We start from the raw sequence: 26,315 nt of genomic DNA on the forward strand, positions 1-26,315 counted from the left end.
GTTCAGCGACGTTCGAGGCTGTGTCTGATGCGCGCGATGACGACGACATCGCCGCGCACCTGATACTGGATCACGTACTGGTTCGAATGGAACGAGATGTAGAGCTCGCGATAGCGGCCGTCGCGGCTGACGGTCGCGCGTTCTGGAAAATCCATCAGCCCTTCGATGGCGTCGACAAGCTCCAGGCCGAGGCCGCGCGCATAGGGCGACCCCCGCTCGATAAGCCAAGCTTCAAGCCTGTTGATATCGTTATTCGCCAGTTCGGTGAAAACGATCCGGCGCACGCGTCAGCGAGATTGGCCGAAGTTTCGCAGGCGCGCTCGCACCTGTTCCCAGGGAACGCCGCCCGTGCGCTCGGCCTCGTCGCAGATCCGCTCGATATAGTCGGAATAGGCTTTGGAATTCTGGTCGAGGTCGTCTTCGGGCGAGCGGGGCGGCAAACGGCCGTCCCATCGGGTTTCCCTCTCCGCGAGGCCTGGCGGGTCGACGTCTCGCCGCAGGACATCCTGGGCATAGGCCTCCACGCTCAGCCCCGCCGCCTCGGCGCGAATCCGCAGGCGCTCGGCGAGCGCCGCGTCGAGGGTCAGGATCAGTTCGCCGTCGGCCATGCGGTCATGATCCGCCCGGGCGCGGAGGGCGTCAATCACGCGGGGAAGGTGGCGGTGACGGTGTAGGTTCCAGGACCATCGTGGACGGCCACCACGTCTATCGCGCCTCGCGCCCGCTGGATAGCGATGTACCCGCTGAGTTCGGCTTCTGGAACGCCCGTGCGGGTTTCCTGCCGGACCTCGCTCACTGTCGTACTGGATTTGGCCATTCTCGGCTCCTCTAGCTGAAGGATGCGTCCCTTGTTTTTACGCAGGCGGCCACGATCGCGCGCTGCTGAGCCGCTTCCGGCGTACCGTCATTGATGATCCGGTCGAGGTCGTCGATCGTCGCGGTCGCGCCGTTCTGGACGGGGACGCAGGCCAGCAGGATCGTCTCATGATCCTTATTGATGACCCCGTTCGGCGCCCAATAGCCGAACAGGCTCTTGTGCCCGGAGTCGGTGGCGTATTTCACCGTCGTGGCATTGACGATCCGCTGCTGGGCCGCGGCGTTCTTGACCCCGGCGTCTTTGGAAATCTGATTCAGCGCCCCGTTCAGCGTTCCGGCGGTATAATAGTCCTGCAGGTCCGCCAGGGCGGCGGTAAGCGGATAGGCGGCGTTCGATTGGGCTAGGCCCTCGGTGATCTTGGCCAGCACGGTCTTGCGCGAGGCGTCCATCTGGGTGACCACGGCCGGCAAGGTCTTGCTGTAGAACAGCTCCTTGTCGACCGTCGAGCGCACGCCCAGGGCGGCGCTGGCATAGGTGGTCAGGTGGGTCTTGGTCGTGGCGCTCTTGGCCAGGGTGGCCGCGCCGGTCAGGCCAGCCGACACCAGATCCGCGCCGATGGCGAAGGTCTTTTGTTGACCGGTCAGTCCACGGACGAAGTCGTCATAGTTCACATCGATCGCATAGAGGCGAGCACGAACGATTTGATCGCGCTTGGCCGTCAGACGCTGATCGCGCGAGCCGCTCTGCGCCTCCGCGGCGATAGAGGCGTAGGCGTTGACAGCCGCCGGCTGGATATCGTCGCGGACTAGCGAAAGCGCTTCCTCCCGGCTTTCCAGCGGTCGCGGATAACCCTCCAGCGACTGGCAGCCGCACAAGCCGACCGTTATTAGCGAAAGAAGAAGGGTGGCGGCGCGCATCCTGGTCCCCCCGGAGCATGGATCTAGGCGCACACAATACGCGAATTTATTATATATACAATCATAAGTATTTTTTCGCGCTCTTTGCCCTTCGGACCCGCCGGCGCTATGACGCGCCCCATGACCCCGCGCAGCCTTTTCGTCACCCCGCTCTATGAAGCCAGCCTGGCCGGCGAGAAGGGCTTCGAGGATTTCATCGACGCGCTGCACGACGCCTGCGTCGCCATCGCCGAGGAGGACGAGGCCGGTCAGGCCTGGGCCTATAACAAGGGCTATCTGGGCTATACCTCCTACGCCTCGCTGAACGATCTGCCCCAGCGCGACAGCCTGTTCGCCGACCTGAAGAAGAAGCTCGACCGCCACGCCGCCGCCTTCGCGCGCGACCTGTGTTTCGACCTGGCGGGCGGCAAGCTGGTCATGGACAGCTTCTGGATCAACATCCTGGAGCCGGGCGGCCAGCACACCGGCCACATCCACCCGCACAGCGTCATTTCCGGCACGGTCTATGTGACCATCCCGCCGGGCGCCTCGGCCATCAAGTTCGAGGACCCGCGCCTGCCGATGATGATGGCCGCGCCGACGCGAAAGACCGACGCGCCCGAGACCTTGCAGCCGTTCGTCTATGTCCGACCCACGCCCGGCGCGATCCTGATGTGGGAGAGCTGGCTGCGCCACGAGGTGACGCCCAACCAGGCCGACGAACAGCGGATCAGCGTCAGCTTCAACTACGCTTGGCGGTAGAGCCTGTCTGGTTTAGATGGAACCATCTAAACCAGATAAACAGGCTCTAACTCATAGACTTAGAGCGCGTTCGAGCGGTTTAACCGCTCACACTTAAACCTAACGCGCTCTAGGAGCGGCTTCGCGCTGGATATCGCGCTTGGACACTTTGTCCAGGACGCCCGCGCGGATGAATTTGCTAGAACTCCAGGCGAGACGGAAAACAAAGATCATCGTTTTCCGGCGCTTTCCTGGAGCAGCGCTTTGAATTCGGTAGACTGGTTTCCGCTCGTTTTCTTCCCACTGAAGATTCTCGTTCTGGGAGTCGGGATGTTCTTCTCCATAAAATGGCATCATGACCAGGCGAAGAAAGAGAAGCAGGACAAGGACCAGTCGAGCTGATCGCGGCGCGTTTCGCGCGATCCTAGCCTGACCTCCGTTCCGCTTACGCCGCCTAACCGAGCCGAGGCCCCTTCAGCCTCGCCTCTCCGGTAGCGCTTTACGCTAGGGGAGTGTTATCGACCGCCGAGGGATCATCGCCCATCGGTCGATCCGCGGAGGCCAAGTGAGCAAGACGGGCACATCGTTTCTGGTGAACTTCGCCGTGGCGGCGGGGCTGCTGTATGTGTTCCGCGGCGTGCTGTGGCCGTTCGCCCTGGCGCTGGTCCTGGCCATCCTGATCACGTCGCTGAGCGACCGGGTGGTGCGGGTGCTGCCCAACGCTCGGCGCTGGATGGTGTTCGTCATCACCGCCGTGATCGTCGGCGGCATCATCGTCGCCAGCATCGCCCTGATGATCGAGGGCGCCTCGCGCATCGTCGACGAGATGCCGGCCATGCTGGCCCGCATCAATCAGCTGCTGGCCCTGATTCATCCGCCCGGCGGCGGGACCCTGAGCCTCGAGGCCCTGTCGCAGAAGGTCGAGCTGGGACCGCTGGCCGACCAACTCCTGACCAGCGTCCAGGACGCGTCGGCGGGTTTCGGCCTGACCCTGATCTTCCTGTTCTTCCTGCTGATCTCGCGGCCGATGATCGAAAAGCGCGTCGAGCGGATCGTCGCCGCGCGCGGCGGCCGGGGCCTGGCCACCGTGCTGGAGCGCAGCTTCGCCGGTGTCGAGAGCTACATGTACGTCCAGACGATGACCGGGCTGATGATCGCCGTGGGCTCGGCCGTGGCGATGTTCGCGGTCGGCCTGGACAACGCGCTGTTCTGGAGCCTGGTGATCTTCCTGTTCTCCTACTTCCCGGTGCTGGGGGTGATGGTCGGCAGCCTGGGGCCGACCCTGTTCGCGCTGTTGCAGTTTCCCAGCCTGACGCCGGCCATCATGGTCTTCGTCGGCATCCACATCGTCTCGTCGATCGTCGGCAATCTGGTTCTGCCCAAGATGCAGGCCGACAGTCAGAACATCGATCCGGCCGCCAGCCTGATCGCGGTGGGCATGTGGACGGTGCTGTGGGGCGTGCCCGGCGCGTTCCTGGCCATCCCGCTGACCCTGGCCCTGATGTACGGCCTGGCCCAGTACGACGACCTGCGCTGGGTGGCGGTGCTGATCTCGCACGACGGCGACCCGACGCCGATGGAGGCGGCCGAGTAGGCCTCGCCCGTCTTCTCGATCCCAAAGCTCTTGCCTCTCCTTGACGCGGGTCAAGGCGCGTCCACGCGCTTGGGCCAAGGTCGGGGCCTCGGTCATCCGTGGTAAGGAGAGTAGGCCATGAAGCATTATTTCATCGGCGGCGGGATCGGCGCCTTGGCCGGCGCGGCGTTCCTGATCCGCGACGCGAACGTCGACGGCGCCGACATCACCCTCTTCGAGAAGCATCCGACCGTGTTCGGCGGCGCACTGGACGGATCGCGGCTGCCCGACGGGTCATACTCGCTGCGTGGCGGGCGGATGCTGACCACCGACCACTACGAATGCACCTGGGACCTGCTGTCGACCATTCCCAGCAACGACGATCCCGACAAGACGGTGCTGGAGCAGACGGTGGCGTTCAACAAGCGCAACGTCTCCCACTCGCAAGCGCGGCTGGTCGATCGCAATCTGCACAAGGTCGATGTCAGCCACATGGGCTTTTCGGCCCATGACCGGCTGGAGCTGGTCCAGCTGATGGGCGCGTCCGAGGAGAGCCTGGGCGACAGCCCGATCACCGACTGGCTGTCGCCCCCGTTCTTCGAGACCAATTTCTGGCTGATGTGGCAGACGACCTTCGCCTTCCAGCCCTGGCACAGCGCCGTGGAGTTGAAGCGGTATCTGCACCGGTTCCTCAACGAGTTCCCGCGCATCGACACCCTGGGCGGGGTCAAGCGCACCGTCTACAACCAGTATGACGCCATCGTCGCGCCGCTGGAGCGCTGGCTGCGCGAACGGGGCGTCCGGTTCGTCGGCGACACGGTCGTGACCGACATGGACATCGTCACCGAGCATGGCGAGCACCGCGTCACGGGTCTGACCCTGCTTCAGGACGGCCGCCGCGAGGTCCTGTCGCTGGGCGAGCGGGACCAGGTCTTCTTCCAGAACGGCTCGATGACCGACGCCACGAGCCTCGGGACCATGGACGCGCCGCCGCCGCGCCTGACCAAGGCCGACAGCCAGGGCTGGGCCCTGTGGGAGAAGATCGCCGAGGGCCGCCCCGAGTTCGGCAATCCCGCCGCCTTCAACACGGCGATCCAGCGCAGCCTGTGGGAGTCGTTCACCGTCACCTGCCGCAACCCGCGCTTCTTCGACGCCATGCAGGCCTTCACCGGCAACCGCGCCGGGACGGGCGGGCTGGTGACGTTCAAGGACTCGCGCTGGCTGATGTCGGTGGTCCTGTACCACCAGCCTCACTTCCTGGATCAGCCCGAGGGCTGGTCGGTGTTCTGGGGCTACGCCCTGCATCCCGACCGCGTCGGCGACTTCGTGGCCAAGCCGATGAGCGAGTGCGGCGGGCGCGAGATCCTGGAGGAGCTGTGCGGCCATCTGGGCCTGGGCGCGGAGGTGTTCGAGGACGCCACCTGCGTGCCGTGCCGGCTGCCCTACATCACCTCGATGTTCATGCCGCGCAAGAAGGGCGATCGGCCGGTTCCCGTGCCGGTCAATTCCAAGAACCTGGCCTTCATCAGCCAGTTCGTCGAGGTCGCCGACGACGTGGTGTTCACCGTCGAATATTCGGTGCGCGCCGCCCAGACGGCGGTCTACCAGCTGATGGGCGTCGATCGGCCCATTCCGGCGGTGACCCGCCACGACCACGCGCCGTCGGTGCTGCTGCACACGATCGGCAAGGCGATCGCCTGACCGGCCTGTCCCGTCAGTCGTGGTCGATCGAGACGAAGCCGTGCGCCCGCGCCAGGCTCGTCTCGCCGGCCGCGATCCGGGCCGACGGGTTGGGCCGGGGCTCGGCCACCTTGTGCAGGGTGTTGCGGTCGACGTGGCGGAACGGCGCCGCGCGGCCGCGCACCTGCAGCATCGTGGTCGAGACATAGGACCAGCCGCCGTCGGCCTCGAAGGTGACGTCCAGCTGGTAGGAGTCGGTGCGGAACGCCCATTCCAGGAAGTCGCTGGAGCACAGGCCATAGCCCGGTCCGCCCCGGTCCGCGCGGACGGAAAGGCCCGAGCCGTCGGCCAGCGCCTCGCCCTTGGCCAGGGCCGTCTGGCCGCGCGGAATGGCCAGGGTCTGCAGGATCATCCCGGTCGCCGGCTCGTACAGCCAATAGCCGACCTGGTCGTGGAAGGTGACATCCTCGTCCGAGGCGACGATGTGGATGTGATAGCGCAGGCCGTACAGCAGCTGCGGGCCGTTGGCCTGGGGGTCGATCGGCTGGAGCTCGATGCGCTCCAGGAATTCGCGGCGCTCGGGCCCCTCGGCCTTGGGATTGAGATCGACGCCCTTCTTGCCTTCCCAGGCGCCGGCCAGGCGGCGCAGCGGGCCCAGATTGTCCAGGGTGTTGGGATCGACGTCTTCCGGCTCGGTGAAGATGTCGTCGTAGTCGAAGGTGATCATCGGACGGTCCGCCAAGGTCAAGCTCGGCCTTGCCTCTACGAGACGCCGGGCCGCGTCAAGCGGCGCCGTCAAGCGGGCCTTGTCAGGCCGTCGCCGGGGCGGGGTCGGGAGCCAGCGAGGCCCGCCAGCCCTTCTCCAGCGTCCAGGCGGCGATGGCCAGCCACAGCAGGCCCAGGAAGGCGTGGCCGCGCTGCCAGTAGCCGACGTCGTGGCCGGTGCGGACGTTCCACACCCCGGTCAGCAGGGCGAAGACCAGCAGCAGGCCGAAGAACCAGCCCAGCGAGAAGTTGGCCAGCCGCCGATAGCCTGGCTTGCCCCACAGGGCCCAGGCGGCGAACAGCGGCGCGAACTGGATGCCCAGGCCCACGCCGCAGGCGCGATGCATCGGGTCGGGCCAGTGGAACACCCCGGCGAAGAAGGCGCCCAGACCCGTCAGGGCCACGAACAGGCCCGCGAAGGCCGACACCACCCGCCGGCCGCCGGCCTCTTCCAGCGCGTGGGCGAAGCCGGCGCCGGCCAGCAGTCCGGCGAGGCCCGCCAGCATCATGCCGTAGTTGAAGACCTCGGGCAGGGGCGCCTTGGGGCCGCCCAGCTCGCTGATGAACTGCGCGCCGGCGTCGAAGCCGGGGAACAGCCGCTGGGCCACCACCACGTCGGCCACCATGATGGCCGGCGCGATCACGCCGATCTTCAGGAAAGCGCCGGTGCCGCGCACAGCGTGAGACCCTGGTTGGAACGAGAGCCCGAAAATCGCTCCTCGCGGGGAAGCGGTCAATGTTCCCGCGCCCGATTTTCGCGCCGAAAAATTTCGGGCTCCGGGGCAATTTCACCATCTTCGCACGCGAGGGCTTAACCCAACATCGACGATAACCGCGTGGAAGCCGCAAGGAGGCCCCCATGCAGGCCCTTAGCATCGCCGCCGCCGGAATGTCGGCCGCCGCCAGTCGTCTCTACGCCAGCGCCCAGCGCGTCGCCGCCACGGACGCGGCGACCGAGAAGCAGAAGGACGACGACTACGTGAAGGAGCGGACCGAGCAGATCGGCGCGGTCCAGGACTTCAAGGCCAACGCGGTGGTCGCCAAGACCGCCGACCAGATGGCCGGCGCCCTGCTGGACATCAAGGCGTAGAGCCTCGCGCGTCAAAACGGAATCGTTTTGACGCGATAACGAGGCTCTAAATCAAATACTTAGAGCGTGACACGCGCCGAAACCGGTTCCCACTTTCGGCGTCACGCTCTTGGCCTTCCTCCCCCCTTTTTGGGCCTGCCCAACGCTTCGGTGCGTCACCCGGAGCGCGCGCGAGCCCACGCCAGACGCCGAAGACGCCCCCGAGTTGTCGGCGTCTGGCCGCCGCCTCCCGCCGCGCCCCCCGTGTCGCGGGAGGCGGCCCCCTCTTTCGCGCCGCTCAGTCCGGCGTCAGCACCATCTTCAGCGCGCCCGCCTCGCGGGATTCGAACAGGCGATAGGCCTCCGCGCCCTGGCTGAGCGGCAGGCGGTGGCTGACATATTTCTCGGGCTTCAGCCGGCCCGAGCGGACCAGCGGGAACAGGGCCGGCAGCTCCTCGGGCACCGAGCAGGTCCCGACCCGGAAGGTCAGGCCCGCCGCGAAGGCGCGCTCCAGCGGGAAGGGAAAGCGCCGGGCCTGCTGCACCCCGATCACCGACACCACGCCGCGCGGCCGCGCGAGGCGCAGGGCCGCGTCGACCGTGGCCTCGCCGCCCACCGCCTCGATCACGCAGTCCAGGCCCCGGCCCTTGGTGTCCTCGCGGATGCGGTCCTTGGCCTCGTCGGGCGACAGGGCGATGGCGCCGGCCTCTCGCGCCAGGGCCCGGCGGGCGGGCAGGGGGTCTATGGCGTAGACGACGTGCGCGCCCATCACATAGGCGCTCTCGACCGCCATCAGGCCGATGGGGCCAAGGCCGATCACCGCCACGCTGGCGCCGGGCCGCACCTCGGCGTTGCGCGCCCCGAACCAGGCGGTGGCCAGGGCGTCGGTCATCATCAGCGCCTGCTCCATCGAGACGCCTTCCGGCACCGGCACGGCGTTCATGTCGGCGGCCGGCACCCGCACCGCCTCGGCCTGCGAGCCCTGCAGCCGCGCCGACAGGCCATAGCAGCCGGCCTGGCCGTACTCGCACGTATTGACCACGCCCGAGAGGCACGAGCGGCAGCGCCCGCACCCCACCGCCGCCGGCAGCATGACCTTGTCGCCGACCTTCAGCCGCTGGACGCCGCGCCCGACCTCGACCACCTCGCCCACCGCCTCGTGGCCGACGCAGAACCCCAGGTCCTCGGAGAAGCCATGGCCGTGATAGATGTGCAGGTCCGAGCCGCAGATCGAGCAGGCGGTGACCTTGACGATCGCGTCGCGATCCGACTGGGGCGTCGGGTCGTTCATGCTCTCGTACCGGACGTCGCGGGCGCCGTGGTAGCGCAGGGCTTTCATGGCTCTTCTCCGATCAGAGGGACAGGCCGCCGTCGACCACCAGGGTGTGGCCGGTGACGTAGGACGCCAGGGGCGAGGCCAGGAACAGCGCCGCCCCCGCCATGTCGGCGGGCGTTCCCATCCGGCGCTGGGGGATGGCGGCCAGCGCTCCGGCCAGGCGCTCGGGGCTCTGGGTGGTGACCTTGGTCAGCTTGGTCTCGACCAGGCCCGGCGCCAGGCCGTTGACCCGCACCCCCTCGGGCGCCCAGGCCTGGCCCAGGGTCTTGGTCAGGCTGATCGCCCCGGCCTTGGAGGCGGCGTAGGCCGGATTGCCGATATTGGCCTTCAGGCCCGAGATCGAGCTGACGATGATCACGCTGCCCTGGCTCGCCGTCAGGGCCGGCTTGAAGCGGCGGGCGCAGGCCATCAGGCTGTCGAGGTTGACGGCCATGACCCGGTCCCAGCCGGCCCGCTCGAACTCGCCGCGCTTGTAGACGACCGTCCCCTGGCAGAGGACCAGGACGTCCAGGGTCTCGAACGGCGCGGGCGCGGCCTCGACGGCGTCGGGATCGCCGACGTCGACGCAGGCGTAGGAAAGGCCCGAGAGGTCGGAGCCCTCGGCCGGGTCGTAGTCGGCCGCGCTGGCCCGCGTGCCCCAGACGGCGACCTCGGCGCCCCGCGCCTTGAAGGCGTGCGCGATCCCGTTGCCGATCCCGCTGGACCCGCCCACGACCAGCACACGCCTGCCGGTGAAGTCGGTATCGTCGATCATCCTGGCGTCCTCCGTTTTCGAAGGATAGCGCCGGGTGACGTAGGGGCGGTCAAAACATCAAATCCCTCTCTCAAGAGAGAGGGAGGGGCCCATCGCGCAGCGATGGGAGGGTGAGAGGTTTCACCGCAAGTCGGAAAATACCGAGTCCTGGCGTTGAATGCGCCCAGAGGTTGTGTTCGTGCTTCGGGCCATGAACAAGACCGCCACCGCCCGCCATCTGCGCCAAAGGCAGACCTTGGCCGAGAAGGTTGTCTGGAATCTCGTTCGAAACCGCCGCCTGGGTGGTTTCAAGTTTCTGCGTCAGGTCCCGATAGACCGCTACTTCGCGGACTTCGTGTGCGAGGCCGCCAAGGTGATCGTGGAGCTGGACGGCCCGGTCCATGAGGGACGCGAGGACCATGACGCCCGGCGCACCGCGACCTTGGAGCTGTTCGGCTATCTCGTGCTGCGGTTTCGAAATGAGCGCGTCCTAGCCGACCCTGGCGGAACGGCGGACGACATCCTCGCGGTGCTTCGGTCGGGGAGGGTGTAACCTCTCACCCTCCCGCCGCTTCGCGGCGGGCCCCTCCCTCTCTCGAAGAGAGAGGGATTTCAAAGGCCTACTTCGCCTGGTCCATCAGCCCGGCGAAGCGCTCGAACAGGTACAGGCTGTCCGTCGGGCCGGGCGAGGCTTCGGGGTGGTGCTGGACGCTGAACACCGGCTTGTCGGCCAGGGCGATGCCGGCGTTGGTGCCGTCGAACAGCGAGACGTGGGTTTCCTGGACCGGGGCGGGCAGGGACGCGGAGTCCACGGTGAAGCCGTGGTTCATAGAGACGATCTCGACCTTGCCGGTGGTCAGGTCCTTGACCGGGTGGTTGGCGCCGTGGTGGCCCTGTTCCATCTTCACGGTCTTGGCGCCCAGGGCCAGGGCCAGCATCTGGTGGCCCAGGCAGATGCCGAACAGCGGCTTGCCGCTGGCGACCAGCTTCTGGATTTCCGGCACGGCGTACTGGCCCGTCGCGGCGGGGTCGCCGGGGCCGTTGGACAGCATCACGCCGTCGGGATTTCGGGCCAAGATGTCCTCGGCCGAGGTCGAGGCCGGCACCACCGTGGCGCGGGCGCCGACATGGGCCAGGGCGCGCAGGATGTTGCGCTTGACGCCGTAGTCGACGACCACGACCTCGTACTTGGGCTTGTCCAGCTTGGCGTAGCCTTCCGGCCACGACCACAGGCCCTCGTCCCAGGTGAAGGTCTGGGTGGTCGAGGCGTCCTTGGCCAGGTCCAGGCCTTCGAGGCCGGCCCAGGCCTTGGCCTTGGCGACCAGCGCCTCGAGGTCGAACTTGCCGTCGGGCGCGTGGGCGATGACGCCGTGCGGCATCCCCGTCTCGCGGATCTTGCGGGTCAGGGCGCGGGTGTCGACGCCGGCCAGGCCGATGACGCCGCGCGTCTTCATCCAGGCGTCGAAGTCGCCATTGGCGCGCCAGTTGGCCTGCTGGGTCGGGACATCGCGGAACAGGGCGCCGCGGGCGGCGGTCTCGGCCACGCCCGTGATCTGTTCCAGGTCTTCGGCGTTCGTGCCGACATTGCCGATGTGCGGGAAGGTGAAGGCCACGATCTGGGCCATGTAGGACGGGTCGGTCAGGATCTCCTGATAGCCGGTCATGGCGGTGTTGAAGCACACCTCGCCGACCGCGTCGCCGACCGCGCCGCAGCCGACGCCTTGCAGGATCGTTCCGTCCGCCAGGGCCAGGACGCCGGTAACGCCGGGGAGAAGGTCTTGGGACATTCTGTTGAGCGCTCCTGAACGCGGTGGCCCGGAATTGGGCGGGGTCATTTTCGCAAAAAGGCGGGCCGGGTGTAACCCCGCCCAGCCCCGGCGCGCCGGGGCGTCTTCCTTGCAAGAAAGCGGACGGGTTTTTGGCCCGTCCGCCGCGCAAACGGCGCGGTGTGTAGGGGGTATGGGGGAGGGGGTCAACCCCGCCTGATCACGCGATTTTCGCTTGGCTCCACATTCCCGTGATCGACGAACGTCCGCCCTCGCGCGAAGGCCCTAAAAGCCCTTATGATGTAAGGCTTTCGAGGCATCGAAGCGCGACGATCACGGGAGGACGGCCCATGCTCGAATTGCGTCCCAACTGCGAATGCTGCGACGCGGACCTGCCGCCGGCCAGTCCCGCGGCCCGAATCTGCACCTTCGAACACACCTTCTGCGCCGATTGCGCCGACCTGCGCTTTGGCGAGACCTGTCCGGACTGCGGCGGCGGGCTGGTGGCGCGGCCGATCCGCCCGGACGCGCAGCTGCACCGCTATCCGGCCTCGCTGCGGCGGGTGCATAGGGGCCACCGGTACGCCCCGCCGCCGAAGCCCGCGCCGGAGCCGGCCCGCTGGGCCTAGAGCCTGTCCGCTTCAAATGGACCTATTTGAAGTGGGTAAAAAGTCTATGGACTCAGATATTTAGAGTGCGTTCGGGCGGCTTGGCCGCTCATGCCTAAACCTAACGCGCTCGGCCCGAAAAATGGCCAGGACAGTCGATCCCGCGCGCGTCCGAGCCCCGCCATGTGGCCTGACGATTCCGCTGATGTCGATCCGCAACACCTGGGAAAATCAGACGCGAACGCCGCGCCGCGATTCTCGCGCCTCAACGGGCAAGCGGCGCTGTTCGCGCGATAATCATTCGTGAAAACAAAGACCTATTGGCCGTCCGGCGGATGTGTCACGCCTGAAAGATAAGGTCAGACCAATATGTCAGGCCTGTTGACGCGCGGGCCATTTTGAGAAAAGGGTATTTGGTAGCGCTACCAAATCGATCGGCGCCAAGAAGCAAAACGGTTCGTCGCCAGGCGGACCTCCATTAGGGGATCACAATGCAAAAGCAGGCTTTGGTCTTGCGTCTGCGCGCCGCGTTGCTGGGCGCCACGATGCTGTCGGGGCTGGTCGCCGCCGAGGCTCACGCCCAAACCGCGCCCGCCGCCTCCAACGGCGACGCCGTCGAGGAAGTCATCGTCACCGGCTACCGCAAGAGCCTGGCGCAATCGACGGTCGCCAAGCGCGAGGCGACCAGCTTCGCCGACTCGATCTTCGCCGAGGACATCGGCAAGTTCCCCGACTCCAACATCGCCGAGTCCTTCAACCGCATCCCCGGCATCACCATCACCCGCGACATCACGGGCGAGGGCACGAACGTCGCCATCCGCGGCCTGGGCAGCAACTTCACCAACGTGACGCTGAACGGCGCCTCGATCGCCGTGGCCTCGTCGGGCGCGACCGACGCGCAGGGCACCGACCGCTCGGTCGACCTGTCGTTCTTCCCGACCGACCTCTTCACCAAGCTGACCGTCAACAAGAGCTACTCGGCCGACCTGCTGGAAGGCGGCGCGGCGGGCAATATCGACATGCGCTCGGCGCGTCCGTTCGACCGTCCCGGCCAGCACATCACCTACAGCCTGCAAGGGGTGAAGCCCAGCGGCGCCGACCTGGGCGGCAAGGGTTCGCTGATCCTCAGCAAGACCTGGGACACCTTCGGCGTGCTGTTCGGGGTTTCGGGCCAGCGCCTGCACACCGACACCCGCGGCTATGAGACCATCGGCTTCACCAACCCGAACCTGTCGGCCGCCCAGTGCGGGGCGACCAGCGGCTGCAATCCCACGGGCGGCGGCAACTGGACGATCCCGTCCACCGTGCCGGTCGGCGCGGGCGCTGGCCTGGTGGCCGGTACGACGATCGACCAGGCCTTCCTTCTGTCGAAGAACCCCGGCGCGACGATCCAGCAGATCGACAACGGCCTGCTGCCGCGCCTGGGCCGTCCCTCGGCCGAGTTCGGCACGCGCGATCGGATCAATCTGGTCGGCAGCGTCGAATGGCGTCCGACCGAGAACCTGAGCTTCTATCTCGACGGGATGTACGGCTACAAGAACAACGATCTTCAGCGCGAGGACATGGCCTGGATCGTCCGCAACGGCGCGGCGATCCCGCTGAACACCAAGTACGACAAGACCGACTGCTCGGCCGGCTGCACGGTCACGCAAGGCACCTACGCCAACTCGCAGTTCTTCCTGGAATACCGTCCCTATCTCGAAAAGACCGAGCTGTGGGGCGTCAATCCGGGCGGCGAATGGCGCATCAATGACAAGCTGAAGGTCGAGGGCCAGGTCAACTACGCCAAGAGCACCTTCCACCGCGAAAGCCCGACCTTCGGTCCGGTCACCGCGCTGGGGCAGGGGACGACGGTCGACTACACCTACAATCCGACCGGCATCCCGACGATCAAGAGCAGCGTCGACCTCAACAACCCCGCCAATTTCGTGTGGACCGGCGGCCGGTTGAACATGCAGGACGAGAAGCGCTGGTACGAGACCAAGGGCGCGCGCGGTTCGGTCACCTGGGGCGACGAGAAGCTGAACCTGAAGTTCGGCGGCAACTATGACGACGTCTCGCGCACCATCCGCGGCTATGACAACAGCCAGGCCTGGCAGAACGCGACCTGCGGCGACAATCCGAACATCTACCTGCCGGCCCCCAACGGCCAGCCGCCCTGCCAGGGCCTGAACCAGCCGGGCGCCGCGCCGGCCGGCTACCCGACCTATCCGGGCTATGGCACGGGCTACACGGCCGGCCAGACCACGCCGCTGACCTATGGCGGCTCGCTGATCCCGACCGCCAACCTGGCCAGCTTCCTGAAGCCCGGCCCGGCCGGCTTCGTCACGGTCGACTGGGACGCGGTCAAGAAGGCCACCAATTACGACAAGTTCCACGACAACACGCCCGAAACCGGCGGTTCCAACACCGGCGCCAGCGGCGGCTATATCAACGAGAAGAACGCCGCGGCCTATACCGAGGTGAACGGCGTCACCCAGGTGCTGGACAACGACCTGCGCTTCAATGTCGGCGTCCGCTATGTCCACACCAAGCAGACGATCGGCGGCCGGGTCTCGGTGGCCGACCCGCGCAACACGCCGGCCAGCGGTCAGCTGCCGGACGGCGCGCGTTATCCGAACCTCGTCAACTTCGTCTATGTCGAGAACACCTATTCGAAGTGGCTGCCGGCCGCGAACATCGCCTATGACGTCAGCGAGCACGCCGTGGCCCGCGCGGCGGTGTCGGAGACCATGACCCGTCCCGACCCGGCCGCCCAGCTGCCGGGCGTCAGCTTCAGCGCCCCGTCGGCCGACCAGGCCACGATCGGCAACTCGGCCCTGAAGCCGTATTTCTCGAAGAACATCGACCTGGGCTTCGAGTTCTATACCGGCCAGGAAGGCGTGATCGCGGTCAACGCGTTCCGCAAGTCGATCACCGGCTTCACGACCAACAACGTCGTGACCCAGCCGTTCTCGTATCTGGCCCAGTACGGCATCACCTACGACACGCTGAACGACACCCAGAAGACGGCGATCAATTCGCGCGGCGGCCCGACCGGCGCTCAGGTGCAGATCCAGTCGCAGATCAACGTGCCCAACAAGCTGACGATCAACGGCCTGGAATTCCAGTGGGTGCAGCCGCTGGACTTCCTGACCCGCCGCTTCGGCGTCGAGGGCCTGGGCGTCAACGCCAACGCCACGATCGTCGACCAGACCAGCGACGGTCCGGCCATCGCCTATGGCGTGGCCAAGTACACCTACAACCTGACCGGATACTACGAGCACCACGGCGTCAGCCTGCGCCTGACCCAGACCTTCCGTCAGGGCTCGCAGTCCAGCGGCGCCAACCAGAACGGCATCGGCTCGGCGGCGCTGTTCACCGACGACTACAAGCAGGTCGACTTCTCCTCCAGCTTCGACCTGGAGAAGCTGTTCGGCCTGCGGAACCTGCCGCAGGTGACGTTCAACGCCATCAACCTGACCAACGCGGCGCAGCGCTCGTACTTCCAGTACAGCAACGCCACGTTCACCTACTACAAGCCCGGCCGCGAGTTCCTGCTGGGCGTGCGGGCGACGTTCTAAACCCTCCGCCCGCCGGTCCGCGCGCCTGGACCGGCGGGCGAGCCTCCCGGCTTTTGCGCGCGGACGGTTCTCCTCCCAGCCGCGCGAATGTCTCGGCGCGCTCCTTCTCGGAGCGCGCCGTTTTTTCGTTTTGCGAGGGAGCGTGGACAATCTGTCGCAACCGGCGGCGGCGGCTTCGGCGCTCAGGGCGGGCGGGGCGTTAAGGATTTCACGCTTAAGCTCCCAGGCGTGCAAGGAGCACTCCCCATGACCTCAGCCGCCGACCCGAAGATCGCCCTTTCCCTCCCGACCCGCGACGCGTTCCGTCTGGGCGAGACCCTGCTGCACATGGCGCTGTCGGCCGCTATTCCCGTGAGCGCGATCCTGTTCGTGGTCCTGACGCTCTGAAGGCGGACGGGCCTTAAATCTCGCCGCGGCCGCGCAGGCGGGCGATCCTGGGCAGGGCGTCGTCGGCCTCGCCGACCGCCTGATCCAGATGGACCAGAAGCCGCGCCGCGCCGAACACGACGAACCACGCCACGGCCAGAAGCCGCAGCACGTCGCCGTGGGCCGGAAACCGCGAGCCCAGGCCCAGCAGCCCGACGAAGCCGCCGAGGCCTAGAACCATCAGCGCGACCAGCAAACGGCTATGGCGGCGAGGTGGGCGCATGGCGGCGGCTCCGGCTTTGACGAGACGGCCCCCCATATCCCTTCCGCCCGTAAGCGCGCCGTGTGGAAGCGGTCGTTCCGTATAAAGACGGCGTAAGGGGCGCGAGGCATAAGGATGTCCTTATGTCCCATCCGGTGATAGGCTCGCGCCCATGACCACGATCACCACCGTCGGCGTCGACGCCGACGACACGCTCTGGCACTGCGAGAGCAAGTTCCGCCTCTCCCACGCCCGCTTCGTGGACCTGCTGTCCGACCACGGCGAGGCCGAGAAGATCGAGGCCCAGCTGGTCGCCGTCGAGAAGCGCAACCTGCGGGTCTATGGCTACGGGGCCAAGGGCTTCACCCTGTCGATGATCGAGACGGCGCTGGAGGTTACCGACGGGGCCGTCGACACCCGCGTGATCCGCGAGATCCTGGCCGTCGGCCGCGAGATGCTGACCGAACCGATCGAGCCGCTGCCGGGCGTCGAGACGGCGCTGGCCGCGCTGTCGGAGCGCTATCGCCTGGTCCTCGTCACCAAGGGCGACCTGCTGCACCAGGAGCAGAAACTGGCCTCGTCGGGCCTGGGCGACTATTTCGTGGCCGTCGAGATCGTGTCCGAGAAGGACGCCGACACCTATCGCCGGGTCTTCGATCGCCACGGCACGGGGGCGGGCCAGGCGGTGATGGCCGGCAACTCGATGAGGTCCGACATCCTGCCGGCCCTCGAAGCCGGCTGCTGGGGCGCGCTGATCCCATACCCGCTGGTCTGGTCCCACGAAGCGGCCGAGGCCCCGGTCGGCCACGCGCGCTATGTCGAGCTGGGCGGCATCAGCGAGCTGCCGGCTTGGGTGGATGGAATATCGGGCTGAAGCGCCCCCTCCGTCTCGCCGCGTATCCGCGCCGATCCACCTCCCCCGCGAGCGGGGGAGGATGAACCGTCTCCTCCTCACCCGTGAAACGGGGGAGGTGTCGCGATGCTAAGCATCGTGACGGAGGGGGCGCTCAGTGCTTCCCCCACGTCGCCAGCCGATCCCGCGCGGGGCGCTCGAACAGCACCAGCGACGCATAGGCGATCGGGAACAGCAGGATCACCCACAGCAGGCACCACAGCCGCATGGCGTCGCCGGTCAGGCCCCAGGCGCCGAAGCCCACCCAGTTCAGCGCGATCTTCAGCGCCAGAGGGTGCAGCAGATAGAGGCTGAAGGACAGCTGCGCCCAGGGCGCCAGGGCCTGGCTGACCCCGCCCTGAACCCCGCGCGCGTCGGCCGCGACCCCGGCCAGGCCCACCGCGTAGACCAGAAACAGCAGGGCCGTGCGCGGGACGTGGAACGCGCCGGCGACCGCGAAGACCGCCAGCAGCCCCCACATCGCGACGCGGGCCAGCGGCAGCCGCGCCAGCGCGCCCCTGACCTGGAACGCCCACATGCCCAACAGGAAGCCCGGAACCGCGCGGGCGACGCCGAAGTCGTAGGTCCACTGCGAGAAGGTCTCGCCGGTCCGCGAGATCCACAGCAGCAGGACGAGGCTTCCAAACGCCGCGCCGGCGGTGATCCAGGGACCTCTGGCGGTGATCACGAACAGCAGGGGCAGGGCGACATACAGGCCCATCTCGGCGCTGATCGCCCAGCTGACGAAGTTCCAGGTCTGGGCCTTGCAGGTCCCCCAGGCGTGGATGAACAGGATATTCTGGGGGATGCAGGTCACGTCATAGCGCGACGGGTCGCGCTCGTTGATCACGCCCGTCCAGCCCAGCGCCGCGATGACCACGAACGCCAGCAGGGTCGCCCAGTGCAGCGGCCCCAGCCGCGCGACCCGCTTCTGGAGAAAGTCGCGATACCGGCGCCAGCAGGTCAGCCGCCCGGCATAGATCGCGGCCATCACATAGCCCGAGATCAGGAAGAACAGGTCGACGATCAGCGAGTAGGCCTTGATCGCGTCGTCGGCGACCCGCCAGCGCCCGTCCAGGTCGATGAAGCGGTTGAAGTGAAACACCACGATCATCACCGCCCCGACGATGCGCAGGGCGTCGAGATGCAGCATCTGGTCGGAGTCGGGCTTGAGCGGCGGGAACTTCGGCATGGCGGAGTGGTGGCATGGGACGGCGCGGGCGTCACCTCTCCTCCCCCTCTTGGGGGAGGGGGACCGCCGAAGGCGGTGGAGAGGGCTTGCGCAGGCGCTACGCGACGTGGCGCTGGACCCCTCCGTCTCGCTGCGTATCCGCATCGATCCACCTCCCCTAGCAGGGAGGAGGGGAGCCCGCGCGGCGTCGGGGCTACCTAAATCGCCACCCGCTTGGCGATCGTGTCGCGCCGCGCCTTGGTTTCCTGTTTCGCCCGTTGCACGGCCTCGGTCTCGGTCGCGTGCAGCAGGTGGTCGATGACCCGTTCCAGGTGGTCGCGCATGGCCAGACGGGCGGCGGCGGGATCTCGGGCCTTCAGCGCCTCGACCACGCGGCGGTGCTCGGCGATGCGGGGCTCGAGGCCCAGGCCCCGCGCGCGGGCCAGGATGTTCCGCGCCAGCGGCGAGCGGTTGCGCCAGTCCCACAGGTTCTCGATCGTGGCGATGATCGCGCCGTTGCCGGTGGCGCGGGCGATGGTCAGGTGGAACTCGCGGTCGGCGTCCTCGCCCCGGATCTCCTCCTCGTCGTGCATCTTGCGGAGCAGGTCCTCCAGCGCGGCGATCTGTTCGTCGCCGATCGAGGTGGCGGCCAGGGCGGCGGCCTCGCCCTCGAACAGGCGGCGGGCCTCGATCAGCTCGAAGGCCCCGATCTCGAAGTCGATCTCGGCGCTGGGGACGACGGGGCGAGCGGTGGCGGTGACATAGATGCCCAGGCCGTGGCGCGCCTCGATCATGCCCAGCATCTCCAGCGCGATCATCGCCTCGCGCAGGGTGGGGCGGGAGACGCCGAAGTGCTCGGCCAGCTCGCGCTCGGTCGGCAGGCGGTCGCCGATCGCGTACTGTCCGGACTCGATGGACTCGGCCACGGCGTCGGCGATCTTGCGGTAGAGCTTGACGGTGTCTGACATGGTCGGCGGAAAACTGAGACGCTGGCTTGGGTGGCGGTTGGCGACCTTTACCACGAGCCCCGCGCCGGCCGGTCTGTTTTCTCGCGGGTCTTGGCCAGGAGGTCAGACCGCGTCGCCGCTGGATCCCCTGAATTTCCAGCCCGGCAACGTCGATGTACCGGTACCATAAAGGTTGTCAACGACGTGGTCAGACCTCTAAGACTAGCCGTGACGACCTTCGGGACGACCGCGAAGCCGGCGCCGCCGAGGGTCCGCAAGTCAAGAAGCCGATCCTCCCGACCAAGGCCGGGACCCGGATCGAGGGCGGTGGTCCGGCGCGCTGGATCCCGTCCTCGCCCGGACGATCGGACATGAAGCGGGAGTGAAACGGATGCGTCTGCTGGCCCTGATCCTCGGCTTAGCGCTCGTCGTCGCCCCGGCCGCCCGGGCCGAGGACGGCTATGACCTGTGGCTGCGCTACAAGCCGGTCGAAGCCTCGGTCCGCGCGGCCTACGCCGCCCGCGCCGCCGCCATCGCGCCCACCCGCGACACCCCCACGATGAAGGTCGCCCGGGCCGAGCTGGAGCGCGGTCTCATCGGCCTGGTCGGCAAGCCCGCCAGCGCCGCCGCCGGCTCGCGCGACGGGGTGATCCTGCTGAAGACCGACGGCGCCGACGCCGCCCTGGGCGACGAAGGCTACCGAATCCGCACCCTGACCGTGAACGGCAGGACGACCACGGTGATCGCCGCCAACCGCGACGTCGGCGTGCTCTACGGCGTGTTCCGCTATCTCGCCCTGATCCAGACCCGCCAGGGCGTGGACAAGCTGGACATCGCGTCCGCCCCCAAGGTGAAGCTGCGGATGCTGAACCACTGGGACAATCTGAACCGCACGGTCGAGCGCGGCTATGCCGGCCAGTCGATCTTCGACTGGTGGCGGCTGCCCGGCCACGTCGACCCCCGCCTTGTCGACTACGCCCGCGCCAACGCCTCGATCGGGATCAACGGCGCGGTGCTGAACAACGTCAACGCCAAGGCCGACAGCCTGACCGCGCCCTATATCGCCAAGGCCGCCGCCGTGGCCGACACGCTGCGGCCCTACGGGATCAAGGTCTATCTGTCGGCCCGCTGGTCGGCGCCGATCGAGATCGGCGGGCTGAAGTCCGCCGACCCGCTGGACCCCGCCGTGCGCGCCTTCTGGAAGGCCAAGGCCGACGAGCTCTACAGGGCCATTCCCGACTTCGGCGGCTTCCTGGTGAAGGCCAATTCGGAGGGCCAGCCGGGACCGCAGGACTATGGCCGCACCCATGTCGACGGGGCCAACATGCTGGCCGACGCGGTCGGACCGCATGGCGGCGTCGTGATCTGGCGGGCCTTCGTCTATTCGCACCAGCAGCCCGACGACCGGGCCAAGCAGGGCTATTCGGAGTTCAAGCCGTTCGACGGCCAGTTCCGCGACAACGTGGTCATCCAGGTCAAGAACGGCGCCATCGATTTCCAGCCGCGCGAGCCGTTCCACCCGCTGTTCGGCGCCATGCCCAAGTCGAACCTCGGCATGGAGTTCCAGATCACCAAGGAATACCTCGGGTTCTCGACCCACCTCGTCTATCTGGGGCCGCTCTACGAGGAGACCCTGAAGTCGGACACCCTGGCCGAAGGCAAGGGCTCGACTGTGGCCAAGGTGGTCGACGGCCAGCTGGACGGGCGCAAGCTGACGGTGATGGCGGGCGTGGCCAATATCGGCAGCGACCGAAACTGGTCGGGCTCGCAGTTCGACCAGGCCAACTGGTACGTCTTCGGCCGTTTGGCCTGGGATCCGGAGGCCTCGTCGCGGGCGATCGCCGAGGACTGGACGCGGATGACCTTCGGCAACGATCCGCGCCTGGTGACGCCGGTGGTCGCGATGATGATGGGCTCGCGCGAGGCGGCGGTCGACTACATGACCCCGCTGGGCCTGCACCACCAGATGGGCCGCGACGGCCACTATGGCCCCGGTCCGTGGGTCAGCGGCGGTCCGCGCGCGGACTGGACCAGCGTCTACTACGCCAAGGCCGGGCCGGACGGCGTCGGCTTCGACCGCACCCCGACCGGCAGCAACGCCACGGCCCAGTACGCCCCGGCCGTCGGCGCCTGCTTCGCCGACCTCAAGTGCGTCGACGAGAAGAACCTGCTGTGGTTCCACCACCTGCCCTGGGACTATCGGCTGAAGTCCGGCGACACCCTGTGGGACGGGATGGTCAAGCGCTACTCGGCCGGCGTGGCCTATGTGGACGGCATGAACCGGACCTGGGCGACGCTGGCGCCCTATGTCGACGCTCGCCGCCACGCCGAGGTCGCCGACTATCTGAAGATCCAGCGCGACGAGGCCCAGTGGTGGCGCGACGCCTCGATCGCCTGGTTCCAGACCTTCTCCAAGCGCCCGCTGCCGCCCGGCGAAAAGCCGCCGGCCAAGTCGCTGGAATACTACGAGAGCCTCGTTTTCCCGTTCGCGCCGGGCCAGGGCGGCTAGGCGATGGGCCGGGCGCCGGCGCGCCGCTTACGGCCGGGCGACCGGGGAGGGCGGACGCCTCCCCGGCGCGATGCTCTATTTGGCCATCACGTTCATGACCGCCAGGGTCATGGCCTCGACGCCGGTGCGGATGCTGGGCTCGGGGACCGGCGCGAAATAGGGCGAGTGGTTGACCGGCAGGACCTTCCCCTCGGCCTTGGCCTTGGCGATCACCGCCGGATCGTAACCGCCGATGCTGAAATAGACGGACGGCACGCCGGCGATGATGAATTCCGAATAGTCCTCCGAGGCCGAGCCGGGCTGGGGCGTCAGGACGGCGCGCGACCCGAAGGCGGTCTTGAACACCGCCGCCGTGCGGTCGGTCAGGGCCTGGTCGTTGATCACCGCCTTGCCGCCAGGGGTGATGGTCAGGTCCGCCGGCGGAGCGCCGGCCATTTCGGTGACGCCTTTGACGGTGCGCTCGACCCCGGCCAGGATCTTGTCTCGGACGGCGGCGTCCTGGGTGCGGATCGTGCCGCGCACCTTGGCCTTGTCCGGAATGATGTTGCCCGCGCTGCCGGCCTGGATCGAGCCGACGGTGACGACGCCGAACGCGGCCGGGTCCTTCTCGCGGCTGATCACGCTCTGGACGTCCACGGTGAAGCGGGCCGCCATCATCACCGGGTCGATCGCGGCGGCCGGCATCGAGCCGTGCGCGCCGCGTCCGTTGAAGGTCACGTCCAGGGCGTCCGAGGTCGAGGTCAGGACGCCAGGCTTGTAATAGACCTCGCCGGCCGCGCCCGGGCCGACGTGCAGGGCGAAGCCGTAGTCGGGCTTGCCGAACCGGTCGATGAAGCCGTCCGCCAGCATGGCCTTGGCGCCGCTGACCGTCTCTTCCGAGGGCTGGGCCACGAAGACCAGCGTGCCCTTCCACTGGGCCTTGCGGGCGATCATCTGGCGGGCCGTCCCGATCCAGGCGGCCATGTGGATGTCGTGGCCGCACGAATGGTCGACGAAGACCTTCTCGCCGTTCCACATCGCCGTCGCCGTGCTGGCATAGGGCAGGCCGGTCTTTTCCTGCATCGGCAGGGCGTCCAGCTCGGTGCGGATCAGCACCTTGGGGCCGTCGCCGTTCTTCAGCACGGCCACGACGCCAGTCTTGCCGACGCCCTCGGTGACGGTGAAGCCCAGGGCCCGCATCTGGGCGGCCAGCTTCTTGGCCGTCTCCACCTCCTGGAAGCCCAGCTCCGGATGGCTGTGGATGTCCTTGTACAGCGCGTCGAGCGCCGGATAGTCATGGTCCAGCTGGGCGTCGATCGCCGTCTTGGTCGCCAGCACGTTCAGCGGCGCGGCGAGGGCCGAGCTGGCGAAGGCGGCCAGGGCCGCGGTGACGATGAGGGTCTTCTTCATGGGCCTTCCCCGAATTGCGCTGTCTTGCAAGGCTCGTTCCCGGACGGGAACAGCGTCTCTTCTCTACGACGCGCCAGCGGCGGACTTCCGCACCCCCTGGCGCACCCCCGGGCGCGCCTTTTCGCGCGTCGCGCGCGGCGGTCAGGCCGGCTTGTTCAGCAGCCGTCGCACCACGAACTCCAGCATCTCGACGGTCACCGGGCGGCCGGTGGCCTGGTTGTTCAGGGCCAGGCCGCTGATCACGTCGATGATCAGGTCGGGGTCGATGTCGGCGGCGATCTCGCCGCGCGCCATGGCTCGCTCGACGACCGAGCGGTTATAGGCCCGCCGGCGCGGGAAGTCGTGGCGGTGGCGGTCCACCAGTTCGGGCCGCACCCGGCTCTCGGCCATCAGGAAGCTCATGCACGGCCCCATGACCGGGTCGCCATAGAGCGACAGGATGGCCTGGCCCAGGATCACCAGGTCCTTCACCACGTCGCCGGTGTCGGGCAGCTCGGGAAAGTGGAACGCGTCGTCGAAGGCCTCGGCGACCGCCTCGATCGGCGTCGCCCAGCGGCGGTAGAAGGTGGCGCGCGGGGCGCCGGCCCGTTCGCAGATCCGCTCCAGGGTCAGGCCGGAAAAGCCGTGCTCGGCCAGGGTCTCCAGCGCCGCGCGCTTCATCCGCCGCTCGACCTCGGGATCGCGGGGGCGGCCGGGGCCGCGTTTGACGGGCGCTTGGGGATCGGCGGTCAAGGGTCTTCCTGGCGTTCCTCGGGCCGGAACCATAGTCGGATCGCGCCCCCGCCGTCACCTCGCGTCTCGACCAGCGTTCACAGGAGTTCGACATGATCGGCGTCATCCTGGCCGCGGCCCTCGCCGCCGCGCCCAACACCGCCCGCTTCAGCCAATTCGTCTACAGCGGCTCGGACCCCTCTGACGTCGTCAAGGCCGCGCCGGGGCAGTACCGCAATCCGATCCTGCAGGGCTTCCACCCCGATCCGTCGATCACCCGGGCGGGCAAGGACTATTACCTGGTCAACTCGACCTTCGCCTGGTTCCCCGGCCTGCCGATCTATCACTCGACCGACCTCGTCCACTGGACGCAGATCGGCAACGCGCTGGACCGACCGGGGATGCTGGACTTCAAGCGCCTGGGCCTGTCGCGCGCCGTGTTCGCCCCGGCGATCACCTATCACGACGGGCTGTTCTACATCCTCAACACCTGCGTCGACTGCGGCGGCAACTTCCTGATCACCGCCAAGGACCCCAAGGGGCCATGGTCCGACCCGGTGTGGCTGCCCGAGGTGGGCGGCATCGACAGCTCGATCTTCTTCGACGACGACGGCAAGGCCTGGATCGTCAACAATGACGAGCCGCCGGAAAAGGCCGAATATCCCGGCCACCGCGCCATCTGGATCCAAGAGTACGACCTCCAGGCCAGGAAGACGGTCGGCCCCCGCGCGGTGCTGCTGGACAAGGGCGTCAATCCGGCCGCCAAGCCGATCTGGCCCGAGGGGCCGCACATCCTCAAGAAGGACGGCTGGTACTATCTGATCGCCGCCGAGGGCGGCACGGCCGAGGGCCACAGCCAGGTCGTGCTGCGCGCCAAGGCGGTGACCGGGCCATACGTTCCGTATGCTGATAATCCGATCCTGACCCAGCGCGACCTGCCCAGGGACCGCCCCCTGCCGATCACCTCGGCCGGTCACGCCGACCTGGTCGACTCGCCCGACGGCCAGTGGTGGGCGACCTTCCTGGCCGTGCGGCCGTATGGCGACGACCTCTACAACACCGGCCGCGAGACCTTCCTGCTGCCGGTCGACTGGAAGGACGGCTGGCCGGTGATCCTGCCGAGGGGCCAGGCCATCCCCTACGTCCACGCCGCGCCGAAGCTGCCGGCGATGAAGGCGGCGCCGAACGCGGGCCCGTTCACGGCGGCCGAGACCTTCGTCGGGCCCGAGCTGCCGAAGGGCTGGATGACCATGCGCATCCCGACCGAACGCTGGTGGTCGGTGAAGGGCGGGGCGCTGACCGTGCGGGCCCGGGCGGCCAGGATCGGCGACCACGACCAGCCGTCGGTCTGGGCGCGGCGCCAGCAGCACATGAACGCCAGCGTCTCGACCACCGTGCGCTTCACGCCCCGCGCCGACGGCGATAAGGCCGGGCTGGTGGCCGTGCAGAACGACGACTTCTACTGGTTCGTCGGCCTGGTTCGCGACGGCGGCAAGACCTGGGCGCGGGTCGAGAAGCGGGCCGGCAAGGGCGATCCTGTCGATGGCGTCGTGGTGGCGCAAAAACCGGTTTCCCTCAAATCCGGCCAGCCTCTGGACCTGCGCATCCGCATCCGGGGCGGCAAGGCCGATTTCGCCTACGCCGCCGCGCCCGGCCGCTGGGAAACCCTGTCGGCCGACGCCGACGCCACGACCCTGTCGACCAAGGTCGCCGGCGGCTTCGTCGGGACCATGCTGGGCGTCTACGCGCACGGGGCGGAGCGGTAGGGGAAGGGGGAAGAGATGCTCCCCCCGCGTCGCGGGGGAGCTGTCACGAAGTGACTGAGGGGGCCCTCGCGGACAGTATCGGGCTGGCCCCCTCCGGCCCTCTGGGCCACCTCCCCCGCGTCGCGGGGGAGGAACTGTCGGTGCTTGGTCCAGGTCGGTTCCCTACGACCTCCCCAAATTTCGCCGCGAAGTTCCGCTCAAGGATCGCTACGGTGTCGCTCACTGACGCCGCTTCGAGCTCTGGAACCTCTACATGCGCTTTGCTCCCCTGGCCTTCGCCGCCGTTCTCGCCGCCGCCGGCGCGGCTCATGCCCAGCAGGTCTCGCCGCCGCCGCAGCTGAACGCCGCGCCGTCGCCCGCCGCCGTCGCCGGCAAGGCGTTCATGGAGAAGAACGCGACGGCCCCGGGCGTCGTGCGCCTGCCGTCGGGCCTGCAGTACAAGGTCGTGGCCAGCGGTCCCAAGGACGGCGTCTCGCCCAAGGTTGGCGACATCATCAAGGTGCACTACGAGGGCAAGCTGCTGGACGGCAAGGTGTTCGACAGCAGCTTCGAGCGGGGCAAGGCGGCGATCATGCCGCTGGACGGCCTGGTGCAGGCCTGGATGGAGGCCCTGCCCAAGATGAAGGTCGGCGACGAGTGGGTGCTCTATGTCCCGCCGGAGCTGGGCTACGGCGACCAGGACAACGGCCCGATTCCCGGCGGCAGCGTCATGGTCTTCCGCCTGAAGCTGCTGGGCGTGCTGCCGGTCGACTAGA

The 26,315-nt window shown here is 67.9% G+C and carries 26 protein-coding genes and 1 pseudogene; 12 read left to right on the forward strand and 15 right to left on the reverse strand.

Annotation, left to right across the window (positions count from 1 at the left end; translation table 11 throughout):
- Positions 1 to 2 precede the first annotated feature (2 nt).
- From FCU40_RS08120 to FCU40_RS08135, 4 genes are read right to left on the reverse strand one after another with little or no spacing between them, the layout of a single operon-like run.
- Positions 3 to 284, reverse strand: a complete 282-nt coding sequence (locus FCU40_RS08120; protein ID WP_168074252.1) for a type II toxin-antitoxin system RelE/ParE family toxin — start codon at positions 282 to 284, stop codon at positions 3 to 5.
- Positions 285 to 287: 3 nt separating this feature from the next.
- Positions 288 to 608, reverse strand: coding sequence for a hypothetical protein (locus FCU40_RS08125; protein WP_168074254.1), 321 nt, complete (start codon positions 606 to 608; stop codon positions 288 to 290).
- A gap of 35 nt (positions 609 to 643) precedes the next feature.
- Positions 644 to 817, reverse strand: coding sequence for a hypothetical protein (locus tag FCU40_RS08130; protein ID WP_168074255.1), 174 nt, complete (start codon positions 815 to 817; stop codon positions 644 to 646).
- 11 nt (positions 818 to 828) lie between these two features.
- Positions 829 to 1,734: a hypothetical protein gene (locus FCU40_RS08135; protein WP_168074256.1), complete on the reverse strand. Its 906-nt coding sequence runs from the start codon at positions 1,732 to 1,734 to the stop codon at positions 829 to 831.
- A 120-nt stretch (positions 1,735 to 1,854) separates the two neighbouring features.
- On the opposite strand from FCU40_RS08135, the gene FCU40_RS08140 reads away from it, so the two are divergent.
- From FCU40_RS08140 to FCU40_RS08150, 3 genes are all read left to right on the forward strand, one after another.
- A complete protein-coding gene (locus FCU40_RS08140; RefSeq protein ID WP_168074257.1) occupies positions 1,855 to 2,475 on the forward strand; it encodes a TIGR02466 family protein in 621 nt (206 codons plus the stop codon).
- 544 nt (positions 2,476 to 3,019) lie between these two features.
- Complete coding sequence (locus FCU40_RS08145) at positions 3,020 to 4,048, forward strand: AI-2E family transporter (protein WP_168074258.1); 1,029 nt, start codon at positions 3,020 to 3,022, stop codon at positions 4,046 to 4,048.
- 117 nt (positions 4,049 to 4,165) lie between these two features.
- Complete coding sequence (locus FCU40_RS08150) at positions 4,166 to 5,728, forward strand: oleate hydratase (RefSeq protein WP_168074259.1); 1,563 nt, start codon at positions 4,166 to 4,168, stop codon at positions 5,726 to 5,728.
- A 13-nt stretch (positions 5,729 to 5,741) separates the two neighbouring features.
- Here FCU40_RS08150 and FCU40_RS08155 read toward each other — a convergent pair whose 3' ends face one another.
- A complete protein-coding gene (locus tag FCU40_RS08155) occupies positions 5,742 to 6,455 on the reverse strand; it encodes a heme-binding beta-barrel domain-containing protein (protein ID WP_241693569.1) in 714 nt (237 codons plus the stop codon).
- A gap of 61 nt (positions 6,456 to 6,516) precedes the next feature.
- On the reverse strand, positions 6,517 to 7,149 hold the full coding sequence (locus tag FCU40_RS08160) for a DUF998 domain-containing protein (protein WP_004622529.1): 633 nt from the start codon (positions 7,147 to 7,149) through the stop codon (positions 6,517 to 6,519).
- Positions 7,150 to 7,331: 182 nt separating this feature from the next.
- Between FCU40_RS08160 and FCU40_RS08165 the strand changes: the two genes are divergently transcribed.
- Positions 7,332 to 7,562, forward strand: coding sequence for a hypothetical protein (locus FCU40_RS08165; protein WP_004622527.1), 231 nt, complete (start codon positions 7,332 to 7,334; stop codon positions 7,560 to 7,562).
- A 277-nt stretch (positions 7,563 to 7,839) separates the two neighbouring features.
- On the opposite strand, the gene FCU40_RS08170 is transcribed toward FCU40_RS08165, so the two are convergent.
- Together FCU40_RS08170 and FCU40_RS08175 are read right to left on the reverse strand one after the other, a co-directional pair.
- The gene (locus FCU40_RS08170; protein ID WP_168074260.1) at positions 7,840 to 8,880 is read right to left on the reverse strand and encodes an alcohol dehydrogenase family protein; all 1,041 of its coding nucleotides are present in this window, start codon (positions 8,878 to 8,880) and stop codon (positions 7,840 to 7,842) included.
- Positions 8,881 to 8,893: 13 nt separating this feature from the next.
- Entirely contained in the window at positions 8,894 to 9,631 is a 738-nt protein-coding gene (locus FCU40_RS08175) for an SDR family oxidoreductase (protein ID WP_168074261.1), read from the reverse strand.
- A gap of 190 nt (positions 9,632 to 9,821) precedes the next feature.
- Between FCU40_RS08175 and FCU40_RS08180 the strand changes: the two genes are divergently transcribed.
- On the forward strand, positions 9,822 to 10,163 hold the full coding sequence (locus FCU40_RS08180; RefSeq protein ID WP_168074278.1) for an endonuclease domain-containing protein: 342 nt from the start codon (positions 9,822 to 9,824) through the stop codon (positions 10,161 to 10,163).
- Between the two features lie 67 nt (positions 10,164 to 10,230).
- Here the strand turns inward: FCU40_RS08180 and carA are convergent, their stop codons facing one another.
- A complete protein-coding gene (gene carA, locus FCU40_RS08185) occupies positions 10,231 to 11,397 on the reverse strand; it encodes a glutamine-hydrolyzing carbamoyl-phosphate synthase small subunit (RefSeq protein WP_168074262.1) in 1,167 nt (388 codons plus the stop codon).
- Positions 11,398 to 11,726: 329 nt separating this feature from the next.
- On the opposite strand from carA, the gene FCU40_RS08190 reads away from it, so the two are divergent.
- The 3 genes from FCU40_RS08190 (at position 11,727) to FCU40_RS23085 (ending at position 15,934) form a co-directional block, all read left to right on the forward strand.
- Positions 11,727 to 12,005: a DUF1272 domain-containing protein gene (locus FCU40_RS08190; protein WP_004622522.1), complete on the forward strand. Its 279-nt coding sequence runs from the start codon at positions 11,727 to 11,729 to the stop codon at positions 12,003 to 12,005.
- A 470-nt stretch (positions 12,006 to 12,475) separates the two neighbouring features.
- Positions 12,476 to 15,547, forward strand: a complete 3,072-nt coding sequence (locus FCU40_RS08195) for a TonB-dependent receptor (protein ID WP_168074263.1) — start codon at positions 12,476 to 12,478, stop codon at positions 15,545 to 15,547.
- Between the two features lie 246 nt (positions 15,548 to 15,793).
- Positions 15,794 to 15,934, forward strand: a complete 141-nt coding sequence (locus FCU40_RS23085) for a hypothetical protein (RefSeq protein ID WP_004622520.1) — start codon at positions 15,794 to 15,796, stop codon at positions 15,932 to 15,934.
- A gap of 13 nt (positions 15,935 to 15,947) precedes the next feature.
- Here the strand turns inward: FCU40_RS23085 and FCU40_RS08205 are convergent, their stop codons facing one another.
- A complete protein-coding gene (locus FCU40_RS08205; RefSeq protein ID WP_168074265.1) occupies positions 15,948 to 16,196 on the reverse strand; it encodes a hypothetical protein in 249 nt (82 codons plus the stop codon).
- A 151-nt stretch (positions 16,197 to 16,347) separates the two neighbouring features.
- Here FCU40_RS08205 and FCU40_RS08210 point away from each other — a divergent pair, with 151 nt between their 5' ends.
- Positions 16,348 to 17,049 (forward strand): HAD family hydrolase, encoded by a 702-nt coding sequence (locus FCU40_RS08210; protein ID WP_168074266.1) that lies wholly within the window; start codon positions 16,348 to 16,350, stop codon positions 17,047 to 17,049.
- A 28-nt stretch (positions 17,050 to 17,077) separates the two neighbouring features.
- Here the strand turns inward: FCU40_RS08210 and FCU40_RS23255 are convergent.
- The 3 genes and pseudogenes from FCU40_RS23255 to FCU40_RS08220 form a co-directional block, all read right to left on the reverse strand.
- Positions 17,078 to 17,211, reverse strand: a pseudogene (locus tag FCU40_RS23255) (hypothetical protein); the annotation flags it as partial.
- Entirely contained in the window at positions 17,183 to 18,259 is a 1,077-nt protein-coding gene (locus FCU40_RS08215) for an acyltransferase (protein WP_168074267.1), read from the reverse strand. The pseudogene FCU40_RS23255 and the gene FCU40_RS08215, both read right to left, overlap by 29 nt.
- A 197-nt stretch (positions 18,260 to 18,456) precedes the next feature.
- The gene (locus FCU40_RS08220) at positions 18,457 to 19,206 is read right to left on the reverse strand and encodes a FadR/GntR family transcriptional regulator (RefSeq protein WP_168074268.1); all 750 of its coding nucleotides are present in this window, start codon (positions 19,204 to 19,206) and stop codon (positions 18,457 to 18,459) included.
- Positions 19,207 to 19,576: 370 nt separating this feature from the next.
- On the opposite strand from FCU40_RS08220, the gene FCU40_RS08225 reads away from it, so the two are divergent.
- Positions 19,577 to 21,694 (forward strand): alpha-glucuronidase family glycosyl hydrolase, encoded by a 2,118-nt coding sequence (locus FCU40_RS08225; RefSeq protein WP_168074269.1) that lies wholly within the window; start codon positions 19,577 to 19,579, stop codon positions 21,692 to 21,694.
- A 75-nt stretch (positions 21,695 to 21,769) separates the two neighbouring features.
- Here the strand turns inward: FCU40_RS08225 and FCU40_RS08230 are convergent, their stop codons facing one another.
- Together FCU40_RS08230 and FCU40_RS08235 are read right to left on the reverse strand one after the other, a co-directional pair.
- Entirely contained in the window at positions 21,770 to 23,083 is a 1,314-nt protein-coding gene (locus FCU40_RS08230; protein WP_168074270.1) for an amidohydrolase, read from the reverse strand.
- Positions 23,084 to 23,224: 141 nt separating this feature from the next.
- Positions 23,225 to 23,815 carry a TetR/AcrR family transcriptional regulator gene (locus FCU40_RS08235; RefSeq protein WP_168074271.1) on the reverse strand — a complete coding sequence of 197 codons (591 nt, stop codon included), beginning with the start codon at positions 23,813 to 23,815 and terminating at the stop codon, positions 23,225 to 23,227.
- 92 nt (positions 23,816 to 23,907) lie between these two features.
- Here FCU40_RS08235 and FCU40_RS08240 point away from each other — a divergent pair, with 92 nt between their 5' ends.
- Both FCU40_RS08240 and FCU40_RS08245 read left to right on the forward strand, forming a co-directional pair.
- A complete protein-coding gene (locus FCU40_RS08240) occupies positions 23,908 to 25,560 on the forward strand; it encodes a glycoside hydrolase family 43 protein (protein ID WP_168074272.1) in 1,653 nt (550 codons plus the stop codon).
- Between the two features lie 253 nt (positions 25,561 to 25,813).
- A complete protein-coding gene (locus tag FCU40_RS08245; RefSeq protein ID WP_168074273.1) occupies positions 25,814 to 26,314 on the forward strand; it encodes an FKBP-type peptidyl-prolyl cis-trans isomerase in 501 nt (166 codons plus the stop codon).
- Position 26,315 lies beyond the last annotated feature (1 nt).

Source organism: Caulobacter sp. SSI4214 (genome assembly GCF_012184455.1).
GTDB lineage: Bacteria > Pseudomonadota > Alphaproteobacteria > Caulobacterales > Caulobacteraceae > Caulobacter > Caulobacter vibrioides_E.